The organism is Bradyrhizobium sp. sBnM-33, from assembly GCF_032917945.1.
Classification (GTDB): Bacteria; Pseudomonadota; Alphaproteobacteria; order Rhizobiales; family Xanthobacteraceae; genus Bradyrhizobium.
On record NZ_CP136624.1, the window covers coordinates 6,315,800 to 6,341,828 of the forward strand.

The 26,029-nt window shown below is 61.0% G+C and carries 24 protein-coding genes; 10 read left to right on the forward strand and 14 right to left on the reverse strand.

Annotated elements, in window-relative coordinates:
• Positions 1-41: 41 nt before the first annotated feature.
• The 4 genes from RX328_RS29885 to RX328_RS29900 all read right to left on the reverse strand — a co-directional run bounded on the left by RX328_RS29885 (position 42) and on the right by RX328_RS29900 (position 3,256).
• A complete protein-coding gene (locus tag RX328_RS29885) occupies positions 42-1,214 on the reverse strand; it encodes an aminotransferase (RefSeq protein ID WP_213252918.1) in 1,173 nt (390 codons plus the stop codon).
• Positions 1,215-1,221: 7 nt separating this feature from the next.
• Entirely contained in the window at positions 1,222-1,500 is a 279-nt protein-coding gene (locus RX328_RS29890; RefSeq protein WP_249726640.1) for a rhodanese-like domain-containing protein, read from the reverse strand.
• A gap of 168 nt (positions 1,501-1,668) precedes the next feature.
• A complete protein-coding gene (locus RX328_RS29895; protein ID WP_213252920.1) occupies positions 1,669-2,154 on the reverse strand; it encodes a GNAT family N-acetyltransferase in 486 nt (161 codons plus the stop codon).
• A gap of 55 nt (positions 2,155-2,209) precedes the next feature.
• The gene (locus RX328_RS29900) at positions 2,210-3,256 is read right to left on the reverse strand and encodes a cyclase family protein (RefSeq protein WP_213252921.1); all 1,047 of its coding nucleotides are present in this window, start codon (positions 3,254-3,256) and stop codon (positions 2,210-2,212) included.
• Between the two features lie 273 nt (positions 3,257-3,529).
• Here RX328_RS29900 and RX328_RS29905 point away from each other — a divergent pair, with 273 nt between their 5' ends.
• On the forward strand, positions 3,530-4,765 hold the full coding sequence (locus RX328_RS29905; RefSeq protein ID WP_317258535.1) for a vanadium-dependent haloperoxidase: 1,236 nt from the start codon (positions 3,530-3,532) through the stop codon (positions 4,763-4,765).
• Positions 4,766-4,919: 154 nt separating this feature from the next.
• Entirely contained in the window at positions 4,920-5,537 is a 618-nt protein-coding gene (locus RX328_RS29910; RefSeq protein WP_213252923.1) for a L,D-transpeptidase, read from the forward strand.
• A 40-nt stretch (positions 5,538-5,577) separates the two neighbouring features.
• Here RX328_RS29910 and RX328_RS29915 read toward each other — a convergent pair whose 3' ends face one another.
• From RX328_RS29915 to RX328_RS29925, 4 genes are all read right to left on the reverse strand, one after another.
• Positions 5,578-6,057, reverse strand: a complete 480-nt coding sequence (locus RX328_RS29915; protein ID WP_213252994.1) for a Crp/Fnr family transcriptional regulator — start codon at positions 6,055-6,057, stop codon at positions 5,578-5,580.
• Positions 6,058-6,196: 139 nt separating this feature from the next.
• Positions 6,197-6,799, reverse strand: a complete 603-nt coding sequence (locus RX328_RS29920) for a response regulator transcription factor (protein ID WP_213252924.1) — start codon at positions 6,797-6,799, stop codon at positions 6,197-6,199.
• Complete coding sequence (locus RX328_RS43890) at positions 6,796-7,011, reverse strand: ATP-binding protein (RefSeq protein WP_409410844.1); 216 nt, start codon at positions 7,009-7,011, stop codon at positions 6,796-6,798. The genes RX328_RS29920 and RX328_RS43890 overlap by 4 nt, the downstream gene beginning before the upstream one ends.
• A 29-nt stretch (positions 7,012-7,040) precedes the next feature.
• Positions 7,041-8,336, reverse strand: coding sequence for an MASE1 domain-containing protein (locus RX328_RS29925; RefSeq protein ID WP_213252925.1), 1,296 nt, complete (start codon positions 8,334-8,336; stop codon positions 7,041-7,043).
• A 261-nt stretch (positions 8,337-8,597) separates the two neighbouring features.
• Here RX328_RS29925 and RX328_RS29930 point away from each other — a divergent pair, with 261 nt between their 5' ends.
• Together RX328_RS29930 and RX328_RS29935 are read left to right on the forward strand one after the other, a co-directional pair.
• Positions 8,598-9,860, forward strand: coding sequence for a putative Na+/H+ antiporter (locus tag RX328_RS29930; RefSeq protein WP_213252926.1), 1,263 nt, complete (start codon positions 8,598-8,600; stop codon positions 9,858-9,860).
• A gap of 18 nt (positions 9,861-9,878) precedes the next feature.
• Complete coding sequence (locus tag RX328_RS29935) at positions 9,879-10,403, forward strand: universal stress protein (RefSeq protein WP_213252927.1); 525 nt, start codon at positions 9,879-9,881, stop codon at positions 10,401-10,403.
• A 159-nt stretch (positions 10,404-10,562) separates the two neighbouring features.
• Here RX328_RS29935 and RX328_RS29940 read toward each other — a convergent pair whose 3' ends face one another.
• Both RX328_RS29940 and RX328_RS29945 read right to left on the reverse strand, forming a co-directional pair.
• Positions 10,563-11,852: a serine hydrolase domain-containing protein gene (locus RX328_RS29940; protein WP_213252928.1), complete on the reverse strand. Its 1,290-nt coding sequence runs from the start codon at positions 11,850-11,852 to the stop codon at positions 10,563-10,565.
• A gap of 135 nt (positions 11,853-11,987) precedes the next feature.
• Entirely contained in the window at positions 11,988-14,183 is a 2,196-nt protein-coding gene (locus tag RX328_RS29945; RefSeq protein WP_213252929.1) for an ATP-binding protein, read from the reverse strand.
• Positions 14,184-14,429: 246 nt separating this feature from the next.
• Here RX328_RS29945 and RX328_RS29950 point away from each other — a divergent pair, with 246 nt between their 5' ends.
• The 5 genes from RX328_RS29950 (at position 14,430) to RX328_RS29970 (ending at position 20,861) form a co-directional block, all read left to right on the forward strand.
• The gene (locus tag RX328_RS29950) at positions 14,430-15,806 is read left to right on the forward strand and encodes an ABC transporter substrate-binding protein (RefSeq protein ID WP_213252930.1); all 1,377 of its coding nucleotides are present in this window, start codon (positions 14,430-14,432) and stop codon (positions 15,804-15,806) included.
• 408 nt (positions 15,807-16,214) lie between these two features.
• A complete protein-coding gene (locus RX328_RS29955) occupies positions 16,215-17,954 on the forward strand; it encodes a pyrroloquinoline quinone-dependent dehydrogenase (protein WP_213252931.1) in 1,740 nt (579 codons plus the stop codon).
• A gap of 99 nt (positions 17,955-18,053) precedes the next feature.
• Positions 18,054-18,374, forward strand: coding sequence for a cytochrome c (locus RX328_RS29960; RefSeq protein ID WP_317258536.1), 321 nt, complete (start codon positions 18,054-18,056; stop codon positions 18,372-18,374).
• Positions 18,367-19,173, forward strand: coding sequence for a substrate-binding periplasmic protein (locus tag RX328_RS29965; RefSeq protein WP_213252933.1), 807 nt, complete (start codon positions 18,367-18,369; stop codon positions 19,171-19,173). Before RX328_RS29960 ends, RX328_RS29965 begins: the two co-directional genes overlap by 8 nt.
• Before the next feature lie 176 nt (positions 19,174-19,349).
• The gene (locus RX328_RS29970; RefSeq protein WP_213252934.1) at positions 19,350-20,861 is read left to right on the forward strand and encodes a DUF459 domain-containing protein; all 1,512 of its coding nucleotides are present in this window, start codon (positions 19,350-19,352) and stop codon (positions 20,859-20,861) included.
• Between the two features lie 254 nt (positions 20,862-21,115).
• Here RX328_RS29970 and RX328_RS29975 read toward each other — a convergent pair whose 3' ends face one another.
• The gene (locus RX328_RS29975; protein WP_249726653.1) at positions 21,116-21,550 is read right to left on the reverse strand and encodes a hypothetical protein; all 435 of its coding nucleotides are present in this window, start codon (positions 21,548-21,550) and stop codon (positions 21,116-21,118) included.
• On the opposite strand from RX328_RS29975, the gene RX328_RS29980 reads away from it, so the two are divergent.
• Positions 21,507-22,169, forward strand: a complete 663-nt coding sequence (locus RX328_RS29980; RefSeq protein WP_312018048.1) for an N-acetylmuramoyl-L-alanine amidase — start codon at positions 21,507-21,509, stop codon at positions 22,167-22,169. The two genes, RX328_RS29975 and RX328_RS29980, sit on opposite strands and share 44 nt — an antisense overlap.
• Positions 22,170-22,215: 46 nt before the next feature.
• Here the strand turns inward: RX328_RS29980 and RX328_RS29985 are convergent, their stop codons facing one another.
• The 3 genes from RX328_RS29985 to RX328_RS29995 all read right to left on the reverse strand — a co-directional run bounded on the left by RX328_RS29985 (position 22,216) and on the right by RX328_RS29995 (position 25,954).
• A complete protein-coding gene (locus RX328_RS29985) occupies positions 22,216-23,244 on the reverse strand; it encodes a hypothetical protein (protein ID WP_409410846.1) in 1,029 nt (342 codons plus the stop codon).
• 596 nt (positions 23,245-23,840) lie between these two features.
• The gene (locus RX328_RS29990; RefSeq protein WP_213252936.1) at positions 23,841-24,680 is read right to left on the reverse strand and encodes an ABC transporter ATP-binding protein; all 840 of its coding nucleotides are present in this window, start codon (positions 24,678-24,680) and stop codon (positions 23,841-23,843) included.
• Positions 24,681-24,757: 77 nt separating this feature from the next.
• Positions 24,758-25,954: an ABC transporter substrate-binding protein gene (locus RX328_RS29995; RefSeq protein ID WP_410734072.1), complete on the reverse strand. Its 1,197-nt coding sequence runs from the start codon at positions 25,952-25,954 to the stop codon at positions 24,758-24,760.
• Positions 25,955-26,029: the final 75 nt, after the last annotated feature.

The following is a 26,029-nucleotide window of genomic DNA, read 5'->3' on the forward strand; positions in this document are numbered from 1 at the left end:
CCGATCAGACGAAGCAGGCTTCGGATTGGAGCGCGCATCTTCTACCTCTTGCGGCGGCCATGCACCGCGTCCGACAGGCGTTCGAGCGCGGTATCCAGCGTCTCGTCCTTCTTGGAAAAACAGAACCGCACCACCGACGTCACCGCATCCTGCTCGTAGAATGCCGACACCGGGATCGCGGCGACCTTGTAGTCGCTCACGATGCGCTTGCAGAACTCGACGTCGGTCTCATTCAAGCCCAGTGGCGACAGGTCGACGGTGAGAAAATAGGTTCCCTGCGACTTCAGCACGGGAAAGCCGATGCTCTCCAGCCCTTTCGTCAGGCGGTCCCTGCTCCGCGCCAGGTCCTTGCGCATGTCGTAAAAATATTCGTCTGATTTGCCGAGGCCATAGGCCACCGCAGCCTGCAGGTTCGGCGCGGTGGTGAAGGTCAGGAACTGGTGCACTTTGGCCGCCACCCTGAGCAGCGGCGGCGCGGCGCAGACAAAGCCGACCTTCCATCCCGTCAGCGAAAAAATCTTGCCGGCGCTGCCGACCTTGATGGTGCGGTCGCGCATGCCCGGGATCGTGATCAGCGGGATATGCTCGCGACCGTCGAAGATCACGTGCTCCCAGACCTCATCGCAGATCGCGATGGTATCGAACTTCTGGCAGAAGCGCGCCAGCAGTTCGAGGTCTTCGCGGGGATAGACGACGGCCGCCGGATTGAGCGGGTTGTTGAACAGCACCGCCTTGGTCTTGGGATTGAAGACGCTCGCCAGCATCTCTTCCGTTAGGCGCCAGCCCGGCGGCTCGAGCCGCAACAGGCGCGGAATGCCGCCGGCCTGACGGATGATCGGTAAATAGCTGTCATAGACCGGCTGGAATACGACGACCTCATCGCCGGGCTCGACCACGGCGAGAATGGACGCGGTCAGCGCCTCGGTGCCGCCCGAGGTCACCATCACTTCCGTCATCGGATCGAGCGAGAGCTTGTGCCAGCGGCCGTAGTGAGCGGCGATCGCCTGCCGGAGTTCCGGAATGCCCATCATTGACGGGTACTGGTTATAGCCGTTCACCGTGGCGTCGGCCGCCGCGCGGCGGATGTCCTCCGGTCCGGGATCATCGGGAAAGCCCTGGCCGAGATTGATGGCGTTGTTGTCGCGTGCCGCCTGCGACATCGCCTCGAACACGGTGACGGGAAGGTCGGCAAAGACCTTGTTCATGGAGGTCATTGGCAGATCAGCCGCCGGTCTTGGTCGGCAATCCCGCGGCCTTCCAGCCGATGATGCCCCCTGCCAGGTGCTTGTCATAAGGCAGCCCCGCCGCCTGCGCCGCGAGCGAAGCCGTCACCGAGCGCTTGCCCGAGCGGCAGGCGAACACCACCTGCTTTCCCCGCGGTTCTGGAATGGCTGCCGGATCGAAGCTCTGGAGCGGAACGACCACCCCATCCGGATAGGCCTCCACCGCCACCTCATTGGGCTCGCGGACATCGACCAGAAGGTAGCGCCCTTCCGCCATCCCCTTGGAAACGTCTTCCGGCGTCAAATCCTGCACCTGATGGTCCGCCACGCATATTCTCCCGACAAGCCGGCAGGCTCCAGTCAGCCGCGCCGCGCGGGCGCCAAAGTCGCCCCTCGCGCGGCGAAAATCAAGCGCCGTAAACGGTTTAAACGACCCTCCGAAACTTCAGCCTGAGCTTCCGCCGCGGGCGCCGTTGGAGGAACACGATGCCAGCTCTTTCGCAATGGGCCAGGCGCCTTTTGGCGTTTGGGGACCGGTCGCCCGGTAACCGCGCCCGAGATAGAATTCGCGTGCATTCGAACTGGCTTCGGCCCGCACCGCCCGAATGCCGCGCTCGCGCATTAGCCGCTCGAACGTCTCCAGCAATCCGGCACCCACCCCCTGCCCGGCGAATTCCGGCGCTGTATACAGGCCCTCCAGGCAGTCCGCGCGAATGGCTCCCCACCCGGCGACAGTGCTGCCCAGCTCGGCAAGCCACACTTCCAGCTCACGCAGCTTCCGCTCCATGCCGGAAGGCGTGAGCTTCGCCGCCCACGCCTGCGCCTCGGCGACGGTCATCGTCGGAGGTGCAAGTCCCAGGATCGATCGCCGCCGAATATCGTAGAGACGGTCCGCGTCCTTGCGCATCGCTCGACGGTAAACGGCACCCATCGTCATCTGCCTTGCGTGAAACGGACCTGCCGAACCAGCAGAGCAATGGCCGCTATTACCGGAGGGCCAGCGGCCGCAGCGCCGTGCCGGCCACAGTACCGCGGATGGCGTTTGTGGTCAGGATATAGGCGAACTCGTAGACACGATCGGCGGCGAGCCGCTCGAGGTTATTGAACTCCAGGATGTGGACACCCTGCTGGACGAGCAGATAGACATGGACCGGGTTGAAGCTGCCGCCAACGGCCTGAGAGTCGGCCGGCTTCGGCGGCACATATTCGAGCCCGGACGTATCGGAACCGAGCACAAGCGCGCCCTTCTCCTCGACGAGCCACTTCGCGGCCGTCAGGCCGATGCCTGCCGAGTCGTGCTGGCCGATCTTGGCGTGGTCGCGGCCGTTCTCGCCCCAGTAGCGGGCCGTTCCCGTGCGCAGCAGAACGACCGTGCCCGGGGTGACGTCGACGTTCTGCGCCTTCAACGCGCCCTCGATATCAGCGACAGTGATTTCATAGGAAGACGGAAGAGCCTCCACGTTCTTGAAGCCAGCAACGTCGACCAAGACGCCCCGCGCGACAATCGGCGGGATCGTCGTCACGTCGGCCTTGCGAAGGCCGAAGTCGCCGCCCCACTCGTCGGACGTGAAGCCGTTGTAAAACTCGTTCTTCGGTCCATGCGTGATGTGGCCGAGCCCGTCAATCTGGGTCGCCACGTTATCGTTCATGAAGATCGCGTTGCTGTGCCAGGCAGTGATGCCCGTATTGCCGCCCTCCGGCGTGGTGAACGGCAGATCCTTCTGGCTCCTCACGCCGGCGGGCGAGCGGAAGCTCATGATTTCTCCCGGGCTGTGGCCGGGCCACTTGTATGAATAGCGGTCGTACGGAAGACCGAGATCGTAGACCCTACCCTGTGTCACGAGCTTCAAGGCGGCCAAACGTGATGCATCGGTCATCTCGTTGAGATTTCCGACCTCGTCCTGAGGCCCCCAGACCCAGCCCCACCCTTTTCCTTTTGTCCACTTCTTCATGCCACCGTCCTGTGCGTAGCCGCCGCCGGCGGCGAATGCGAGAACGGTCACGGCGAGCAGGAATCGCGAAACTACCTTCATGGAATCCTCCTGGAACGACATGGATAGCTCAGCTTGGCCAGTCTAGGCCTGAGCTGACCGTGGGATCAACGAGATTGTCGGTCAGCGCCCGCCTCAGCAAAAATCCAGAGAGACGCGATGGCTAGTGCCGCAAAAGCCGATAGCCCCGCTCATATGTCTCGCGCCACAGGTGAAGTGGTTCACACCAAGATGAAATGCGGAGGACTAAGGTGCCCACGCCCACCTGGCGTGAAATAACATCCCATCGCGTGGGCGGCAAAAAGGAGTCTTCCGATGAAATCCATTTTAGGAATGTCGGCAGCTACTTTGCTGACGGGCATCGCTGCCGCGCTGCTGGGCGCGCCAGCGCGCGCCGATGTCGTCACTGACTGGAACGTGACCACCAGTGCCCTGGTGTCCACCGACATCGGCAACAACCCCCGACTGCGCACCTTGGCCATGGTGCATGTTGCGATGTCGGATGCGATCAATACCGTGCATAACCGCTACGCCCGCGTGGTCGCGACGCATCCGGCTGCGCCCGGCGCGTCGGCCGAAGCCGCGGCCGCGACGGCCGCGCGGCAGATCCTTGTTCAGATCTACCCGGCAAAGAAAGACAAGATCGAAGAGGCCTACGCGGCATCGCTCAAGGCGATCCCGGACGGGTCTGCCAAGACTGAAGGCATCAAGCTGGGTATGGCGGTCGCCGACGCGGTACAGGCCGACCGCGCAAACGACGGCACCACCGCTCCCGACACTTACCGGCCGTATACGGCCCCGGGGGTATATGTGCCGACCACGCTGCCTGTGTGGGAGCAATATGCACATGCGAAGCCATGGGTATTCAAGAGTGCCGACCAGTTCCGGCCGGGCCCGCCGCCGGCACTGTCGAGCGCCGAATGGGCCCGGGACTACAACGAGGTCAAGAGCCTCGGCGGCACCAAGAGCACGGCGCGTACCGCTGAGCAAGCCGAGGCAGTCAAGTTCTGGGACAACATTAATTTTGGCCCGGCATGGCAGGCGGCGGCACGCGAGCTCGCGATGAAGCACGAGATGCCGCTCGTCGAATGTGCCCGACTATTCGCGCTGCTCAACGTGAGTCTGGCGAACGCCTACATCGTCAATTGGGACGCCAAGTACGCCTACAATTTCTGGCGACCGGTCACCGCGATCCGTAATGGCGACCGGGATGGCAACGATGCCACTGAGCGAGATGCCGGCTGGACCTCATTCAACCCGACCCCGATGCATCCCGAATATCCCTCGCAGGCGACGATCAACGCAACGATCGCGTCGGCAGTTCTGGAATCGGTGTTCGGTCCCGTGAACGCCGTTCCTTTCACGGCAACCGATGTGCGGGATGCGAAGCGCACGCGGCAGTTCGCCAGCTTGGCTGATATGGCCGAGGAGCAGAAGAATGTCCGCGTCTGGGGCGGCGTGCACTACAGATTCGCGATCCGCACCAGTGAGGAAGTGGGCCGAAAGGTCGCGGCTTACATGATCGAGAATACGCTCAAGCCCACGCGTTGAGCTCTTGAGCCGGCCGCGTGCGAAGCCCCGGATTGCAAATCCGGGGTCTCGCCCCGGATTTGACTTGCGTTCCCACCAGTCTGGGACCTCCGCCTTGATTTCTGCACTTTTTGAGCAAACAAATTGCGTCCATGTGACTCTTGGAGGACACGCGATGATGGGGCGTGGGCTCGCGTTGTTACTGGTGGGGCTGCTCGGCGGCTGCGTGCAAACGACGCTTGCGCCGTCATCGAACGCCAGTTTGACCCCTAGGGACCGGCAGTTACTCGCCCGCGCGCCTTATGCGCAAGCGAGCATTCCGGAGACCTACCGCCGACATATTGTCGACTACACGCGCAAGGAGCAGCCGGGCACGATCCTGGTCGATACCAACGCGCGCTATCTCTATTACGTCCTGCCGGGAGGCAAGGCGATCCGCTACGGCGTGACGGTGGGCGAGGAAGCGCTGGCCTGGTCCGGCATTGCTACGGTTGGGCGCATGGCCGAATGGCCGGACTGGATTCCGACGCCGGAAATCCAGGCCCGGCTCGGCCCCTACCCGAAGCGCGTCGCCGGAGGCCCGGCTAATCCGCTAGGCGCGCGGGCGATCTATCTGTACGAGGGCAACAAGGACACCCTGTACCGCATCCACGGCACCAACCAGCCGGAATATATCGGTCAAGCCATCTCGTCCGGCTGCATCCGCATGACCAACGAAGACATCATCGATCTCGTGAACCGGGTGAAGCTGGGCGCGATCGTCGTCGTCCTCCCGCCGGGCCGGAGTGCGTAGCGAGTTGCGCAATCCCACAAGCCGGTGCGTGAAATCTGCGTCATTGTCTCGCGTGAAGCATCTGCAGCTCGGCAATGCGATTGTCGGCGCGTCGGAGCCGCCGGCACAGCTCGCGGTTGATATTCTGCATTACCATCACATACGCGTGGATGTCGCTCTTGTAGCACGTGTAGAGTTTTTGTGCCGTGAGCTCGTACAGTATGGTTGGGCTCTGCGCGACGACGGTAGCTGATCGGTTCTGCATTTCGATAAGCGTCATTTCGCCGAAGAAATCACCGGGCTCGAGATCCGCCATGCGAATGACGCGTCCGGCATCCGCCAGCTTGCTCACCACGAGCTGGCCAGAGTGAACAATGAACATGGAGCGCCCCGGTTCTCCTTCCGCTACGACAGTGGCACCGGCGTTGAAGCGGCGCTCGACCAGCATCGAGATCAAGAGATCGAGGCTTGCATCTGAAAGGCCACCGAAGAAAGGTGTGGTGAGCAAGAACGCTTTCAGATCGGGAGAGCTGACAGCCATCGACAAAATATACGCCCGCTCCAAGCGGCGGCAAGTCTGCCAACCCCACGGGATGAACTGCGACAAATGCTCGCGGGAGTGTCGGGCTGCCGATCGAGCAGGCAGACCGGCTTCCGGCATCCAAAGCGGCGCGTTTCATTCAGGCCCGGGATGTCAGGGCAATTACCTTTCGAACAAGATCGGCGAGGCTGTTGGCGCCCATCCTTTCCATCACCCAGGCACGATAATTCTCCACAGTCCGAGTGCTGATCCCCAGCTTGTGCGCGATCTCCTTGTTTGACAAACCCTCCGCCACAAGTTGCATGACTTCGACCTGGCGCGGTGAAAGCTCGGCCACACGCGCCTGAAGGGCCGCGCGTTCTCTGTGCTCGCTTCTAAGGCGGTTTCCGCTTTCGATCGCTTGCGAGATGCTGGCGATCAACCGTTCATCGTCCAACGGTTTCTCGATGAAATCGAAAGCGCCTTGCTTGATCGCCTGCACCGCCATCGTGACATCACCGTGCCCGGTAATGAAAATGAGCGGTATCGCTCCCTCGTGCTCTTTCAGCTTCTGTTGCAGCTCAATACCTGACATCCCCGGCATGCGAATGTCCGAAACGACGCATTGGGGCGGCTCGGTGACCAGCGCGTTCAAAAAGCTCTCCGCTGACGAATACGCTCGCACCGGGATTCCCCGCCCCTCAAGGAGCATGCTCAAAGAGTGCAGAATTGCGTCGTCGTCATCGATCAGAGCTATTGTCATGCACCCGAGCCCGAACTGGGCACGGCTGGCAGCGTAAACGATGCTGTCGTGCCGTGCTTTGTGCTTTCAATCCGAAGCTCCCCGCCATGAGCTTCGATGACCGATCGTGAAAGCGAGAGACCTAGTCCCAATCCATCTGGCTTCGTCGTGGCAAATGCAGCGATTGCGTCGTCACCGAGATCGGGATCAATCCCCGGACCATTGTCACTCACGCGGATCGTGACCTTTCCATTCGGGCCTGTCAGACCCTCGATAACGATCTTGCCATCATACCGGCCCGCGCCGCCAACGCTTCAGCGGCATTACGGACAAGATTTAAAATGACCTGCTCAATCTGCAAGCCATCCGCGAGCACCGGCGGAACATCGCGTACAACCGACGTTTGACACCCGATGCCCCTCCGCTCCAGTTCAGGCCCGAACACCGCGACTGCCTCTGCTACGAGCGTTGTGACACTGACGGGGCTCGTCTCGATCCTCCCAAGCCGGATGAAATCGCGCAAGCGATTCACGACGGCTCCCGCTCGATCGACTTGCACGATCGCCTCCGCTGCTGCTGTTGCGGCGGCTGCAGTATCAGGAGGCGTTTTCTCGACGGCCCGCTTGGCAAGCCGGGCATAGTTGCCGATCGCGGTGAGCGGCTGGTTGATCTCGTGCGCGACTGCGGCAGCAAATTCTCCCATGGTTGCGAGCCGCCATGCTCGATGAAGGGCGTCCTGGTGTATTCGGAGCTGATGTTGTGTGCGCCGCTGCTCCGAAACCAGTACTCCGATGGCAAGGCCGGTCGCCGATAGAACAGTCATCAGCGCCTGATAGGCAACGACATCAGCTGCGCTTTCATGTGACAGCTCGATCGCAGCGATCAATCCAATCTGAATGACGGCGAGGCCGAGCGTCACGCCTTCCAGACCGAACCGCACGGCGATCCAGACGACCGGAACGAAAAACATATAGAAAAGCTGGAATCGGAGCGCCTCAGTGAAGCCGAATAAGCCCCAGAGCCCGACAAGAACCAGGAGAAGAATGGCCGCGGCTTCCCACGAGACCACGGGAAAGCTCCGCCGCGTGAATACGATGAGAACAAACGGCGTGAAGACGATCACCCCGATCAAGTCGCCGATGAAAGCTCGTAGCGACACCTGTGCGAAATCATGTGATGCAATGATCCCATGCAGTACAAGAACAAGTGCGTGTCCAATCGACACGAGCGCAATGCTCGCGGCAGCTATCGTCACCAGCCATAGCAGGGAGCTGCGGGACGACAATGAACGATCAAAGCCGAAGCGACGCTGCAGCAGCAGAAGCGCAGCCGAACCATATCCGAGGCCGGTAATCGCCACGACAAGCAGCTCGACCCCGGGCGGAAGAGGCATGTCGCGAACGATCAGATCGGCGGTCAGCGGCGCCGCAAACAGCCAAGGCATGTACGCGCCGCCGAACAGCAGGATCAGTGCGAAGCTGAGGCCGGTTTGCGGATTCCAGGGTGTGATGCCGAACGTGGCGAACGGATGGACGTAGCTGATCCAGTCGAGCAGCACGTAACTGACTAGATAGCCCAAGCCGATCGCAGGATACCAGCGCGACATCCGAAGCACCAGCGGCCCGCCTGAATCCGTGTTTTCGAACTCCAGTTGCCGCATGATCACGTTACTCCGCGGCGCATGATGTGCGCGACTAGGTAGTTTTACTCAGGGAATAACCACACCGCAAAAGCCCCGACGGTTTCGTACCGAATTGTTCAGAGGCGGCTTGGTCGTCAGTCTAGCCCGATCGGAATGCGCACAAAAGGGCGAGACTCGGTGCCGGATGAAACGCCCTTCGAAGTCGCGGTGGTGGCGGCGGCAATCTTTGCCATAGCTGTGCTGCACACCTTCTCGACGCGGTCGTTCGAACGCATGGCGCATATTCAACCGCGCCATGCCGGGCTTTGGCATCTGCTCGCAGAAGTCGAGGTGGTATTCGGGTTCTGGGCGGCGGTTCTGATTGCCTTCATGGTGGCGAAGATGGGCAGCACCGGCGCGCTCGCCTATCTTGAAAGCCGCAATTTTACGGAGCCGGCGTTTGTCTTCGTGGTCATGGTCATTGCCGCGAGCCGACCGGTCATTCAGATGGCGGCGGCGCTGCTTCGCCTCGTCTCGCACCTGATTCCCCTGTCGCAACCCACCGCGTACTACCTCTCGCTGCTCTCGGTTGGCCCATTGCTCGGCTCCTTCATCACGGAACCTGCCGCAATGACACTCACGGCGCTACTGCTCCGCGATCAGTATTTTGCTGGCGGAGCGCCGAGGAAGTTCATGTACGCCACGGTCGGAGTCCTGTTTGTCAATGTGTCCATCGGCGGCACGCTGACGCCCTACGCCGCGCCTCCCGTACTCATGGTTGCAGAGCAGTGGGGCTTTGACCTTCCATTCATGTTGCAGGCGTTCGGATGGAAGGCGGCACTCGCCGTGGCGGTCAATGCCGCAGGAGTGACGTTTCTGTTCCGAGAACATCTGCGGAAGCTCGCAGTGTCGCCAGCAAAGCTGGATGTCCCGCCCTGGAGTTCCGCAGTTCATCTCGCCTTTCTCGGCGCGGTGGTCGCCTTCAATCATCATCCGATCGTGTTTCTCGCGCTCTTCATGTTCTTTCTCGGCTTCGCCGAGGCGTACAAGCGCTATCAGTCGCCGCTCATCCTGCGGGAAGGCCTGCTGGTTGCGTTTTTCCTGGCCGGCTTGGTGGTGATCGGCGGTCAGCAGAAATGGTGGCTGCAACCGCTTCTCAGCGACATGGGGCCCACCATGCTGTTCACGGGCGCCACCCTGCTGACTGCAGTAACTGACAACGCAGCCCTGACATATCTTGGCTCGCTCGTGGACGGTGTCTCCGACGAATTCAAATACTCGCTGGTCGCGGGAGCGGTGACGGGCGGTGGGCTCACGGTAATTGCAAACGCACCGAATCCGGCGGGATTCGCAATCCTGAAGAACAGTTTCGAAGACGGGACGATCAGCGCAGGCGGTCTTGCCTTGGCTGCGCTCGTTCCAACCCTCGTCGCCGCTGCGGCATTTCAGTTGCTCCCGTGAATCCAGACGGAGATGTGCATGACAAACCAGGCGACAACAACTGCACCCGGCGGCATCGGGCATGATGTCGCCAGTTCGGCAACAAGAGGCATGCGCTTTCTCGCCGTCGTCGATGGCAGCGAACGCACCAATCGCGTTGTCGATTTCGTGACCGCCATAGCCCAAGGCAAGGACAATGTGGAGGCCATCATTCTGAACGTGCAGGATCGGCATTATGAGGCTCGCCTGCGCGGCTATCAGAGTTTCAAGAAGGACGAAATCGAGGACCGTCTGATCAACGATGTCGGATTGCCTATCGTCAATGCTGTGAGCAAGCGATTAGGCAAGATGGGCGTCGTTTGCCTGTCGAAGGTCAAAATTGGCGATCCGCTGCCGATAATTCTCCGGTGTGCGGCCGAAGACAAATGCGACGTTATCGTACTGGCAGATCCGCAGCCGCAATACGTGCGGCGCTGGGTACGCGCCATGGGCTTGCCGCTTGTATCTTCTATGATATCGCGCGTCATCACGGCCGCCTTGGTTCCGGTCGTGATTGTGAAATAGAAGTCCACGCTTGCCGCAGGGCCCACCACGACGTCAGCGGAACTCGATCGGCATCAGCGCCGTGCCCCTGCCACCGCACCCCAAGAAATTTTGGTAGTGGTGCCGCTGGCGGCCACCAGTTCGCGGGAACAGACTTAACCCTAACTTGGTATCGAACACTCAATCGGCCGCATAGAACGCCTCCCGCACGGGATTCGAAATTGGACCGGAGCCAATAATCGCCGTCTGGGTCATGACTACGCCGATGACGCGGTTTGTCGGATCGATCCAAAACTGCGTGCCATAGATGCCGCCCCATCCATAGCTACCGGCCGGAAGACGGCTCTTAGCTGCGGCGGGATCAGTCAGGATCCCAAAGCCCAGCGTGAAGCCCCAACCCGGCCCACGAATGGTCGGCATGTTGCCGGTCGCGTTCTGCGTCATCTGCCGGACCGTCTCAGCGCGGAGCAACCGCACGCCGTCAAGCTCGCCCTCGTTCAGCAGCATCTGCAAGAAGCGCGCGTAGTCACCGATAGTGGCACTCATGCCCGCGCCGCCGGAATTGTAGGCAGTCGGAGAGAAGGCACGGTTCGGATCGAGGCTGGCAGTGCCCTTGGTGGGTGGGAACGGCACTGCCTCAGGTCCCATCACGGGAACGTAGCCTGTGCCGAGTGCGCCCGTGACCTGTGCGGGTCGAGTCACCTGCACGAAGCGTGAGCGAACAGCCTCAGGTGCGTTGAACACAAAGCTCTCGATGCGCAACGGCTTTGCAATGCGCTCGTTGACAAAAGATTCCAGGCTGTTTCCCGTCACCTTCTCGATGACGGCCCCGAGCACGTCCGTCGCAAGCGAGTATTCCCAGCCCGTACCAGGCTGATAGCCAAGCGGAACGGAGGCGAGACGCTGCATTGCTTCAGCCGTGGTTACTTCGGGCTGATCTAGCCCGTCCGTCACGCGCGCGTCGCGATATGCATCCACGAGCCGAGCATTATTGATGAAGTTATAAGAGAGCCCGGCCGTATGGGTCAGTAGTTCGCGGATTGTCGGGGGCCTGTTCGCCGGCCCCTCGGCGCCGTCGGGTTCCCGCACCCTCAGCTTGCTGAACTCGGGAAGGAAGCGGCTGACCGGATCATCCAGGCCAATCTTGCCCTGCTCGACAAGGATCATCGCCCCCACTGAGGTGACAGCCTTCGTCATTGAGGCAACCCGGAACATGTCGCTTGCGCCGATCGGCGCCGTACTCCCGACCTCGCGAACACCAACGCTGCGGCTGTAGATCGGGCGGCCGTCTTGGAGGATCAGCACCACGATACCCGGAGTGCTGCGGCCTTCCACCAATCCCCGAAGGACTTCATCGAGCTTGGCGTTGCGCGCCTCGGGCGAAAAAGCCAGGGCCACAGGGATGGGGCTGAGCGCGAAAGCTATTACTGCGGCCCCAAGCAGTCGGATGACAAGACGACGTGAGATCATGATATCCCTCCCGCTGACCTGTTCTGACGTGCCATTCTGCAGCTACTTGAGATCGGAAGCAATGTCTCGGACGTCGCCTAGGAACATCTCCTCCAGCCGCGAACGGATCTCAGTTGCTTCTCACCATCTGCCGTCTCATGCGGCTGGATTGGACCGGATCTGCCGGGCTTGAACGCTCTCGTCTTGTTCCAGCGGCAGGGAAAATTGAAACACGGCGCCCTGAGGTTCGTTCGCGCTCGCCCACATCCGTCCGCCGTGAGCCTCGACCATCGACCGGCAGATAGCGAGGCCCATGCCCATGCCCTTGTCCTTGGTGGTGTAAAACGCCTTGAAGACGCGCTCCACATCTTCCAGGTCCAGGCCCGGACCGGAATCGCGAACCGTGACGAGCACGCCGCCAGCGGCATCCGTCTCGGTGTTGATCCGGAGCTCGCGCGTCCCCTCGTCGGTGCCGTCCATGGCTTCAATGGCATTGAGGATCAGGTTCAGAACTACCTGCTGCAGCTGAGTGCGATCGCCTTTCACCAATTGCAAGCCCGGCGCGAACTCAGTCTGCAGCAAGATATCATGTTTGAGCATTTCGCTCCGAGTCAGCGCGACCATTTCGAGAATGGCTTCATTGAGGTCGAACCGATCCTTTCGCGGCGGCACCTTGTTGATGAGGGCCCGGATGCCGTTGATGACGTTTCCGGCGCGCATGCCGTCCTCAACGATTCGGCGAAGGGAATCGCGAACCTCGCCGAGATCGGGCGGTTGAGCGCTGAGCCAGCGCAAGGCTGCCTGGGCGTTAGTCACCGTCGCAGCAATCGGCTGGTTGACCTCGTGGGCGATCGAGGCTGTCAGTTGTCCCATCGTGGTGACGCGATTGGCGTGCGCCAGCTCCGCCTGCATGGTGCGCAAGGCTTCTTCGGCCCGCCTGCGTTCGGTGATATGCCGCCCGACGCCGCGGTAGCCGACGAAGCGTCCCGTCTCGTCGAACACGGGCAGCCCGGAGACAGACACGTAACGCTTGCTGCCGTCGGGGCCAGGCCGCGCGAGCTCAAAATCACGAAATGGCAGGTGAGCATCGAGCGTCTCCCGGTGCTTGCGCCAGCCCTCTTCATCCGGCTCCAGATAAGGCACTTCCCAACGTGTCTTGCCGATTTCGGAGCCGGGCGCCGGCGCTTCGGAAAGGTTCTGCGCGAACTCCTGGTGAATAAAGCGATGCTGCGCATCGGTTTCCCAGTACACGTCGAAGGAGAACTGCACGAGTGTGCGAAAGCGCTCCTCGCTCTGCCGCAGCGCCTCTTCCGCCCGCTTGCGCTCTCTCAGATCGAGAACAAAGCTGACACCTTGATTTGGATTTTGTTCGAGCATGGTCCCGCCTAGTAACACAGGCACGCGGCTGCCGTCTTTCCGAAAATACTCTTTCTCGAATGGTTGGACGGTCCCTATCCGCTTCAGCTCTTCCACGGTGCGTGCGTCGCGATTGCGCCATTCCGGCGGTGTCAGGTCCGTCCGGTTCACCCGTCCCGAGGCAAGATCATCGCGGTCGTAACCCAACATGTGGAGAAATGCATCATTGGCCTCGATAATGCGACCGTCGAGCTCCCAAATGATGATGCCGACGATGTTGGCGTCGAACAGTCGCCGGATCTTTTTGTCACGCGCCAGGAGATCGCCGTGGAGCACGATGTTCTCTGCGATCGCCTTACGCCGCCGGATCGCTTCGAGCCGTGCAAGCGCCAGCGCCACGCCTGCCAGGACTGCGACAATGACGACGGCGGTTGTGATCAGCCAGGCTTTGCGTCGTTCGAGTGCCTCGGCGCGCTTCTCCTGATCCACGCGCAGGAAGCGCTCGTGGTCCACCATCTGGTCGATCTGCGCCCTTATCTCGTCCAGGCTGCGGATCATCGCCAGCGCGGCCGGCCCGGAGTAGGTGCGGACCGTTTTGACGATTTCATCGATCTCGCGCAGCTTTGCTGCAACGGTCAGCGCCAGGTGTTCGGCACGGTGGCTCTGCAATGGATCGCCGGCAACCAGCGCCTGGAGCGCCTGCGCGTCCCGCCGGACGCTGTCGTCGGAGACGCCGTAGGCCTTGAGATATTGCGGATCGAGAGTCAGCAGATAGCCGCGCCTTTGGGCCTCCACGTCGCCGATGATCGCCCGCAGCCGATCCAGCGTCTCAAGCACCTGACGGCCGCGCTCGAGCAAGAGATCGACCGCCTTTCGTTCCTGCCAATATCGGAAGCCGAGAAATCCGCTCGCGACGACCACAGTCAGAAGCGCCGCGACCACGAGCGTCAACGGACGAACAAACCACCGAGAGGACTGGCTTAGAGGCACTGACATTGGGCCCGGGCCTTCGATGCTCGCGTAAGCGGCTGTTTTCTGATGCCGACGCGGAGTATTGCTAGTATAATGATTAATACAGCGATGGTCCGCGCAGGTGAGCGGGAACCGGCACGCTCAACCGCGCAGATTATACCGGATTAGAAGCCCGTCAGCCCCCTCGCAAGGGGCACAACGTCACGGGAAGGTTTTGTACGTGCTGTGAAATCCGATCCCTCGGCCGGGCAACCGCAGGAGCATGACGGCATGGCTCCAAGTGAAAAGTTGCGCGAAAAGCTGCCGTGCTATTCCAGATCTGCCAGCCGACGCAGCTTCGTCAAGGGATTGGGCGCCGCCCTGCCGGCCCTCGCCGTGCCGAGGTGGTGTTTCGCGGAGGATGCCACCGCAGCCTATGCCAACGCTGCGATTGGTTGGAAACAATTTGCGGGGCAAACGATCACACTCGCGGGTGCGATCCACCCCTGGTCAAACGCGATCACTCCGCTGTTGCCCGACTTCACCAAGCTCACCGGTATCAACGTCGTTCCTGATTTCCGGCTGGAGACCACCTACCTGGGCGCACTGCCGGTCCAGCTCAACCGTGGCGACAGCACACCGGACGTATTCATGTTCACGACCTATGGCCAGGGCATCTCGGCAGGATGGCTCGAGCCGCTGAACGCCTATTATTCCGATAGGTCGCTGACCGATCTCGGCTGGTATGATGAGAACGATCTTCTCAAGACCGCCCGCGCCTTTCCGTTGTGGCGGGGCGGTGAACGCTACGCCGTGCCAATCACTTCCGAGGCGGTGACCCTGTTCATCAATGGCGATGTGCTGGCAGCCAAGAACCTGCCGGTTCCCCGAACTTTCGACGAGCTGCTTCTGACCGCGAACGCGGTGAAGACCGATGAGATGTCCGGGATCGCCATGCGGGCCCAGGCCGGCGGCAATTCGTCCCCGCCGGCCATGAGCTTCGTGTTCTCCTATGGAGGGGTGATGGTCGAGAACAACAAGGCCGCTTTCGGGAGTCCCGAGGCAATCGCGGCCATCGAGATTTACGGTCAGTTGCTCAGTCAAGCCGGCCCTGGCGGCGTGAGCGGCTACGAATGGTACCATGTGCTGGACGACTTCCTTCAGCGCAGAACGGCGATGGCGATCGACAGCAGCAATTTCGCGACCGACATCTCCAATCCGGCAAGAAGCCACGTCGCCGGCCAGGCCGTGTTTGCCGCCTTTCCACACGTCGCCGGTCGCATGTCCGTACCCTTCATGTCGCACTGGCAGGCGTGCATCAATTCCAGGTCGCGAAACAAGCGGGCGGCTTTTTTGTTTCTGTTATGGGCGACAAGCAAGCCGACCTCGCTGCGGACAGCCGCAGCGGGGCTGGCAACAACCCGTACATCGGCCTGGTCTAGCGAGGCTTTCAAGAAGGCGTTCGGCGTCCAAGCCGCGGAGGCGGCGTTGACCAACTTGCAAAATGCCGATGTCGATCGCGCCAAGGCGATCCTTTTCCATCCGCAATCCCGACCGATACTGGACGCCTTCATGATCGGCGTGAATGAAGTGGTCACGGGTGCACGACCGGCAAAGATTGCGATGACGAATGCCGCCGAGAAGGCCAATGCGACAATCCGCGGATAGCGGAGCCGCCGGCGATCCCGCACGTAGTGACCGCGTGAACTGGGACATCAGCTCAAGCTTGCCACTGCCGACGGGCCCTCCACAAAAAAACAACAATCCGGTCAACTAATGGGCGTGCATTGAGGAACATGTCATGGTGCACCGCACCGACATCGCCGGGCGCAATACGGAGCAGGCAAATCCTGACGATGACGGTCTATGCCGCCCTGCACTGAATGGTGCCCTTCTCGAAAATAGCTTCTCACGCAGGCGACGAGAAATGCTGCCGTCGCCTCTCGACGGCAGTTCCGCCGGCCCATGCCATCTATCTCGAACTCCTGACCCTGTGAGGCTCTGACACCAGAATTTCCCTTGCAAGGGTCGCGAGAAAATTCGGCCCAACAAATAAAGTACAGAGGGAGGACACAGATGACTTTCCATGGACGATATGCGGTCGGCTGCGCCGCGCTGGCGGTGGCCGCCCTGGTCACTGTCTCGCCGACGCACGCCCAAGCGCCGACGCAGCCGCAAGAGGCGGCCCTGAATGCCGAGGCGGCCCAGAACAACTGGTTAACGTATCACGGCACCTACAAGTCCTACCATTACAGCGGCCTCGACCAGATCAATACCGGCAACGTCAAGAACCTCGAAGTCGCGTGGATGCATTTCCCCGAGCGCGCCACCCGTGGCGTTCAGTCGACGCCGCTCGCGATCGACGGCGTGCTGTACTATTCGGGCTCCTACAGCCGTGTTTACGCGCTGGACGGCGCGACCGGCAAGACAATCTGGGCCTATGCGCCGGAGCTCGACGAGGACCTAGTCTCCAAGCAGACGCACTCGCCCTACAACCGCGGCATCGCTATCGGACACGGCAATCTCTATGTCGGCACGGTCGACGGGCGCCTGATCGCGCTCAGTCTGAAGGACGGTAAGCCGGTGTGGGACACGAAGCTGCTGGATTCCAAGAAGGTGACAGTCGGCTTCACCGGTGCGCCGCTGGTGGTGAAGGACATGGTGATCATTGGCGCCCAGGGCGGTGAATGGCCCGGTCGCGGACCGATCTTTGCCGTGGACGGCAAGAGCGGGCAAAAGAAATGGGAGTTCTTCACGGTCGCCGGTACCGAAGAGGCCAGGGCGACATGGGGTGGCGACTCCTGGCGGACCGGCGGCGGCGGAGGCTGGATGCCCGGAACCTACGATCCGGAAACCAATACGGTGTGGTGGGGCACCGCCAACCCGGCGCCGCTCTACGACTGGGCGGGCGCAGACTGGAAGAAGAGCGGACCGCGGCCGGGCGACAATCTTTATACGACATCGGTGATCGCGCTCGATCCCGATACCGGCAAGCTCAAATTCTACCATCAGGAGTTGCCGCACGATGCCTGGGATTTCGACTCTTCCGTGGGCGAGTTCGTCATGATCGAGCGCGGCGGCAAGAAGCTCGTGGTGCACGCCAACAAGAGCGGATACGTCTTCGTCTATGATCGTTCCAACGCCAAGGTCGAGAACGTCTGGCCGCTGGTAAAGAACATCAATTTCGTCAAGAGCATTGACCCGAAGACCGGCGCACTGATCGGTCGCCGCGACCTCTCGGAAGGCAAGGTGGACCCGCCATTGTGCCCGGCCATCGCCGGCGGCATTAGCTGGAATTCCGGCGCCTACAGCCCCAAGAACGGGCTCTTCTACCGGATCGGGCAGGAGTGGTGCATGGAGCTGACCGTCGAGAAGACCACGCCGGTGCTGGAACCGATGGCCCAGCTCAACCTGGGCGCCACGTTCAAGTTTGTGCCGCCGCCGGACGGACCGGCCCGTGGTCATCTGAGCGCCCGCGATCCGGTCACCGGCGAGAAGAAGTGGGAGGTCAACTACAAGTACCCGCCGCTCGCCAGCGTTCTCGCAACTGCGGGCAATCTGGTATTCGTGCCGGACGCCGAAGGCGTCGTGCACGCCTACAATGCGGACACCGGCGAAGAGCTCTGGTCGCGCAACAACGGCATCGGGCATAATGGCGGCATCATCAGCTACATGGCCGGCGGCAAGCAGTACATCGCCGTACCGGCAGGCTGGGGCAGCCTGGTGGGCGACGAATTTGTCGCGCTCTATGGAGAGCCCTTCAAGAGCATGTCGAAGAACACCGGCGCCCTGGTTGTGTTCGCGCTCAGGCAATGAGTATGGCGTGGGCGGCAGGGATCGATCTCTCCTTGCCGCCCTGCCCTTGCGGTGAATACGGATGCTGGAATGCGAATACCGTTTGTAGTTGTTACTTCCTTGGCCATTGTCTGGCCATGGCTGTCGACCGCCGCGTTTGCCCAACAGTCCAACCCAGCGGACACCGCCAGTCAAGCCGAAGCTTCACCGAACGACCTCGATGGCCGGAAAATGTTCACAAGCAATTGCGGCTTTTGTCACCAGGACGGCGGTCGCCATGCGGGTCGGGGCCCGAAGCTGTCGAAGTCCGAGCGCAGCGACGAATATATCATCGAGCGGATCAAGAAGGGCAAGACGGGCGCCATGCCCGCGTATGGTGAAGTGTTCAATGACGCCCAGATCGGCGCGCTGCTGGCCTATATTCGAGAGCTGGATGACTAGGGCGTCTTCCGCGGCGTGGAAACCGCGATATCGCCTCGCCCGATACGCGGCCAGCCTCGCGCTGTTGATGCTCGGGAATATGTCGGCGGATGCCCGCTCGCTGGAAACCGTCATCGAGCGTGGCACGTTGACGCTCTGCGCCAGCCCCAACGCGCTGCCGTTTGCAAGCAAGTCCGGACCGGTCCCGGGGTTTCAGATCGAACTCGGCGAGAAAATTGCCCAGCAACTCGGCGTCAAGCTGACGCGGGAGTGGGTGGTCAGTGCGATCCAGTATCGCCGCGCCGATTGCGACCTCGTGCTCGATGTCATCGCCCGCAAAGATGCGCAGACCCCGGGCGGCGTCCGGGTTTCGCGTCCTTACCATCGCAGCGGCGTTGTGCTCGCGGTGCGCAGCGATTCGAAGGCGTCGTCGCTGGCAAGTCTCGGTTCCGATCAGCGGGTCGGCGTACCGGTCGGCTCGCTGGTCTCCATGACGCTTGCCAAGGGCGGCACCGCCACCTCCCCGTTCGTGTACGAGGACGATATTGTTGCGGCGTTGGCCAATCGCGAGATCGAGGCGGCCGCCGTCACACCGATGACGGTCGGCTGGTTCAACCTGCAGCATGCCGACAAGCCGTTGCGCCTGATTCCGGCGTTCGACAACGATCAGGATTTGAACTGGAACATTGCGGCTGGGCTGCTCCGCCCCGACGACAAGCTGCAACAGCGTGTCGATGCGGCGATCGAGGCCCTGCTGGCCGATGGCACCATCGCGCGGATCTATGCCCGCTACGGCATTGAGCTGAAACCTCCGCAGTGAGGCGCGGTATCGGATTGGTGTATTGTTATGGGACTTTCAGCGTGCGCACCACGCACATGGACTGTTGCTTGCTTGTTCCGCTCCGAAATACCCAGTTCACGGTAAGCTGAGACCCGCCACAGGGCCTTTGTGCTAGTCTGGCGAACGCAGGTTCTGCGTGTGTGCGGTCCAGAAGCATGCCAAGGGAACCAAAAAGGCAATGCACCTTTACCGAGCGTGGTTGGCTGATTGCGCTGGCCGTCGTGGTGGGAACGTTGCTCGGCCTGGCCGGCCCCACCTCTGCGCAGTTCTTTAATTTCGGCGGATATCAGCAGCGGCCACAACCGCAACGCGGCGGCGGCTGGCTTGGTAACGAACGCGGTGGCGGCTGGTATGGTAACGATACGTTTGCGCCCTACCAGGAGCACGCGCCGCAGCCCCGTTGGAGTGGGCGGCAAGCGCCTCCGCCGGTGCGCGAGGATTTTTCAAAGGCGCCGCCGCCTGAAAAACGCAATGGTGTACCGGAGCGCCACATTCTTGTGCTCGGTGACGCCATGGCGGACTGGCTCGCCTTTGGGCTTGAGAACATCTATGCCGATCAGCCTGAGATGGGTGTGATCCGCAAACACAAGACAGTCTCCGGCCTGATCAAGTACCAGCCCAAGGGCGATCCAGCCGACTGGGCCGCCGCCGCCAAAGGCATTCTCGCCACCGAAAAAGCGGACGCCATCGTCGTCATGCTCGGGCTCGATGATCGCGTCGCAATCCGCGAGCCGGCGGTCGACAAATCCGACAGTAAAACCGGGGACAAGAAGGATGCCAAGGCCAAACCTGATGGCAAGGCTTCGAGCGCAAAACCCGGGGCGAAGCCCGATGGCGCAGTGCCGGATCCCGAATTGCCGCCGGACGATGCCGCCGAAAGCAGTGGCGCGCGGGCGGTCATTGAACCGGAGAAGAGCGCGCGCTCGCCGAACGGCATCCATGAGTTTCGCGAGAAACGCTGGGTCGAACTCTACATGGAAAAGATCGAGGAGATGATCGGCGTACTCAAGTCCAAGGGTGTGCCTGTGCTGTGGGTCGGTCTGCCAGTGGTACGTGGCCCCAAATCGACCGCCGACACGGCGTTTCTGAATACGCTTTATCGCGATGCGGCCGGCAAGGCCGGCATCACCTATGTCGATGTCTGGGACGGATTTGTCGATGAGGCCGGCCGCTTTCTGCAGCAAGGCCCCGATTTCGAGGGGCAGATCCGCCGGCTGCGCTCCTCCGATGGAGTGTACTTCACCAAGGCCGGCGCGCTCAAGCTTGCGCATTATGCCGAGCGCGAAATCAACCGGCTGTTGGCTGCGCGTTCCGCGCCGATTGTGCTGCCGACCGAACCGGCAACGCCCGATGCCAGTGCGCAGCCGGATCAGCCGTCGCCGCGTCCGCTGGCCGGGCCGATCGTTCCATTGACGGCCTCCTCTGTCGGCACGAATCAATTGCTCGGCGGTCCGGGGGCGGGGGCGGTGACGATGGATGCGCAGGCGGCGCGGGTCTTGATCACAGGGGAGCCTTTGTCGGCGCCAGCCGGTCGCGCCGACGATTTTGCCTGGCCACGACGTGAAATCGAAGGGGCCAAGGGTGAGACGCCAGTGGCATCAACATCGCTCGATGCCAACGCACGGGCGCCGGCGGCATCGCTAAAGCCGAAAAAGCAACGCCGCTAAGTGAGACCAACAATCGTTTTTGACGGTTTCCAGGAAACGGCCGAAAGCCTGTTTCAGTGCATAGCTATGTGGCTCAATGACAACACTGACGTGAAATCGCGCGATTGGATGCAGTAATCGCTCTCATCCGACTTGTATCCGCCCTCATCGGATTGCGACCCTTGCGTGTCGAATTCGGTAGGTGGGGTACGATATGTTTTCCATCGGCTGTGCCAGGACTTCGTTCGTCGACATCAAAGCAAGCCTCATTCGCGTTAGCGCGCCTTCGGGTTCGGTCTCTGGGCGAGCATGAAGCGCCGCGAGTTCATTTCTGTTCTCGGCGGTATCGCTTCGCGATTTTGGCGCCGCGGCCGCATCATCATTGCCGCGATGGCCGCAATGGTTCTTCTGCCGATCGAGGTCAGCGATGCGGGCTGGCTGTCGGACGTCTTCAAAGGCTCGTCAAAGCAAGCCAAAGCACCAAAACAAGGCAAGCCGTCAAAGCACGTCGCTTCGCGGAAGCCAGTCACTTTGGCGAAGCGAGCCGCCTCGTCAAAGCGCCGCACCGTAAGGCTTGCCGCCCTGGGGCCGATCGCCTTGCCCTCTGCCGCTTTCAAGCCGGCCGCACGCCTGTGCGATCCCTCCACGTTCCGGATCGTTCTGGATGTGGGACACACCGTCGAATCAGAAGGCGCGATCAGCGCCCGCAACGTTCCCGAGTTCGTCTTCAACCTGCACCTTGCGAAGCGGATCGAGGAGAAGTTGAAGGCCGATGGCTTTGCCGAGACAAAGTTGCTGCTGACTGAGGGCAAGGCTAAGCACAGCCTGCTCAAACGCGTGGCCGCTGCCAACAATCTGCGGGCGGATCTGTTCCTGTCGATCCACCATGACTCCGTGCCCAACAAATTCCTCGAGGACTGGGAGTTCGAGGGAAAGAAAAGCCATTTCAGCGACCGCTTCAGCGGTTATTCCGTTTTCGTCTCCCGCTACAATCCGGAATTCAAGACGAGCCTTTCGTTCGCCGAACTGATCGGAAAGGAAATGAAGGCCCACGGCCTTGATTATGCCAAGCAATATACCCAGGCGATCATGGGTCGGCACCAGCGTCCGCTGCTGAACAAGGAAACCGGCGTCTATAGCTACGATAAGCTCATTGTGCTGAGAAAGACCCGGATGGCCGCCGCCCTGCTGGAGGCGGGCTCGATCATCAACCGGGACGAAGAACTCATGATGAGTTCGCCTGAACGCCGGGACATCATCAGCAGCAGTGTCACGGCTGCTGTGAAGGAATTCTGTGAGCCTCGATGGGGCATCCTCGGTCCGCTCTGATGGCGGGGTGACGGCCCCTCGCATCCGGTTTCCGACCCTGCCGACTTCAACCCTTTGATCGCATCTTGATCTCTTCGAATTTGGAAAGCGCTCGTTCAAACTTGTCGTTGAAGAGCCACATCGCATCAAGAATTTCGCGGAAGGTTGCAGATGTTTTGGCTCTGTCGGCTCGTCCAAACGTGAAAATGCTGTTGTTTCGCAGGTATGCCATGATCTTCGGGTCGGAAATTCTATAGTCGACCAGGTTGCCTGACCCGAGCGCGGACTTGGTCGGGCTGGGAATAATCTGGATGAGTTCAAAGAGCTTCATTTGATCGATCGGATCCGGCAGTGTTTTCACGATCGCCGGGACCTGCGGGAAAATATCGGCATGCGCGTTCATCAGGGCATCCCGCACGGCGGTCCAGTGGTTGAACCGACGATCCAGATTGCCAACGCGAGCCTCTTCCTTGTCGTCGCGAAGGCTCAGCGCGGGATCAAAGGCTGCTATCGATTTCTTTATCGCCGCCCATTTCGTTCGCCCATTTTGGTCTTCGGGTACGCCTGTTTGCAAGCTGCCCTTGTATTTGTTCGAGCGCGCATTCCCGATGTTCTGATTGCCGTTTGTCTCGGCAAAGAACAGGCCCAGGCTGATACGGCCTGCTGCTTCGGCATTGGCCGCATCAAGGCCCTTGGCTCGCGCAATGGCAGTGCCCAGCTCGACAACGTCCTTGAATGCCGTATCCGAGTTTTGCGCGTTGGCGGGCGGCGCTTGCATCAGATCGAAAAGTCTCCGGTACTCGTCGAGCAGCGGCTCATTGTCGGCGTCAAAGTACGCCGGAGGGATTCCGTATTTGTTGGGCCCGCCTATCCTGGACGGAAGAGCGTCGGTGAGATCCTTGTACGCGCTCATCATGTTGTTGCGTGCAAGGTAGAGTGCTTGTCCCGGCAAGTTCGGTAGTCGCTGGTTCGAATTGATCTGCGCGCGCCGCTGACTCAGGATCGCCTCAAAGTTGCTTCGTGCGTTATTGTATGTATTGAGCGCATCCGATTGGCTTTTCGTGAGTGCGGCCGGCTCACCCATTGCAGGCGACATGAAGCTGAGATTGCCGATGGTGGCCGCGACGAGCGACGCCACCGTGCTGACGGTCGCATTGCTGGCAATGGAAGCCGGCGCTGTGAAGAAGAGTCCGAGAGCAAGAGCTGCCGTGGGCGCAGCAGTATGGCTTTTTATTCCCATGGCGATTTTCCCAAGCCCAGTTTCATCGGATCGCGACCCACGCGATCGTAAACAACGAACGCGCAGCTTGGCGAGGCGAAAGCTCCAAATCCGATGCAATGTCCTCTTCGCTTTCAGATATTACACCAGGTCCGGCTTGAGTCCGGAATACGCTTCAAGGCGGACATCGGCCGACGATCGGAGCATCTAAAACTCGCCCCAAGATCGTGACCTGCGTTCCCACTTTTACCACCTGCCCGGTCGGAATCTAGAAATAGTCGGCGGGATCGTTCGCGGAGAGGCTGAGCCGGATGAACAGCAAATCCTGCCATTGCGGCATGCCCCAATGGGCGGCCGGTTCAGCGCGCGGATCTATGCCCGCTACGGCATTGAGCTGCGGCTTCCGCAGTGAGCGCGGCGTCGCGCTGTATTAGGACGACATACCTGCGCGGGATGATTTCGACAGAGGTCACCTAAGCGAGCCAGCGCTTGCGTCGCTTGTAGTGCTTCACATCGCGGAATGATTTGCGCTTGTCCCCGGCGATGCCAAGATAGAATTCCTTGACATCCTCATTTGCGGCGAGCGCCCGCGGCTCGCCGTCCATCACTACGCGCCCATTTTCGAGGATGTATCCGTGTCTGGCGTATTTGAGCGCCATATTGGTGTTCTGCTCGGCGAGCAGGAAAGTAACATTTTCCCGGACATTGAGATCCTTGACGATCTCGAAGATCTCTTCGACGATCTGCGGAGCGAGGCCCATCGATGGCTCGTCGAGCAGGATCATCTTCGGGCGCGACATCAGCGCACGGCCGATTGCGCACATCTGCTGTTCGCCACCCGACGTATAGCCCGCGGTGGAACCGCGTCGCTCCCTGAGACGGGGAAAATAGGCATAGACCCGCTCGAGATCCTCCGCGATCGCGGACTTGCCGTCCACGCGCGTGAATGCGCCGGTCAGGAGATTTTCTTCGATAGTGAGGTGGGCGAAGCAGCGCCGCCCCTCCATCACCTGAATGCAGCCGCGCCGCACTAGATCGTTTGGCGACAGCGACTGCACTTCGACACCGTCAAACAGGATTGAGCCCTTGGTGACCTCGCCCCGCTCTGAATGTAGCAGATTGGAAATCGCCTTCAGAGTCGTTGTCTTGCCCGCACCATTAGCGCCGAGAAGTGCGACGATTCCGCCCCGCGGCACATCCAGCGATACGCCCTTCAATACCAGGATGACGTGATCGTACACGACCTCGATATTGTTGACCGACAGGAACGGCGCCGCCGCTTCTGTCGTCGTGGCGGCCTTGGGAATTGACACCTGCTCCCTCCAAACTGTTACAGCTTCCGGGATACCCGGAAGGAAGCGAACACGCCTTCCGGATCTCCGAGATGTTTTCAGCTCTCTTTCGAGCAGTCGCGAGGCTGAATCTTCTTGTCCGCGGCATACTTCGCGGAAACCTCTTCAACGAGCGGTTCGGTCTCGGATTGGTTGGCCGTGTACCAGTCGGATATGACCTTCCAGCCCTTGCCGTCCCACTGTTGCACGCGCCCGTCCCGCGCACCCTCGTGATCGGAGCAGGAAATCTTGATCGGCTTCAACATGCCCTCGAAACCGAGCTCCTTGAGGCGCGCTTCCGAGAGGTTGAGGTTCTCAAGACCCCAACGGACCTGCTCGCCCGTCAGCGGCTTCTTGCCGAACTTTTCCTGCGCCTTGCGGATCGCTTCCACCCCGAGCATGGCGTTCACCATGCCGCGGTTGTAGAGAACCTCGCCGATCTTGCCAGGCTCCGACGCGCCCTTGCCCTTTGCATAGACGTACTTCTCGATGTCAGCATGCACGGGGAATTTGCCCGCACCATGCTGAAGCATCAGCGCCTTGTAGCCGACGGCTTGATCGCCTGCGGGCTGCACATCCGGCTCTGCGCCCGACCACCAAACACCGATCATCTTGTCGCGCGGATAGGCAACGGCCGCAGCTTCCTTGACTGCCGTCCCATTCATGACGCCCCAGCCCCAGACCAAGACATAATCCGGCCGGTTCTGGCGGATCGACAGCCATTGCGACTTCTGTTCGACGCCGGGGTGCGTGACCGGGATCGGCGCGAACTCAAAGCCGTGCTTCTTTGCCAGCAACTGCAGCATCGGAATCGGTTCCTTGCCGTAGGGGCTGTCGTGATAGAGCAGCGAGATCTTCTTGCCTTTCAGCTTGTCGAAGCCGCCCACCTCCTTGGCGATGTGCTGGATCGCGATATCGGCCGCGGACCAGTACGTGCCGAGCAGCGGGAAATTGTAGGCGAACACGGCGCCGTTCTTGGAATCGGCGCGACCGTAACCCATCGTAATGATCGGGATCTTGTCAGTCGTGGTCTTTTCGGTCAGGGCGAAGGTAATCCCGGTCGAGAGCGGATTGACGAAGGCCGCGCCGGTCGGCCCCTTGCCTTTGAGACGCTCGTAACATTCGACGCCCTTGTCGGTGGCGTAGCCCGTTTCGCATTCCTCGAACAAGATCTTGACGCCGTTGATGCCGCCGTCGCGCTCGTTGACAAGGTTGTAGTAGTCGGCCACGCCATTTGCGTACGGCACGCCATTCACGGCGTACGCGCCCGTTCGGTAGGATAGTATCGGGATGAACTGCTCGCTCTGCGCTGCAGCAGGAGAGGCAAACGC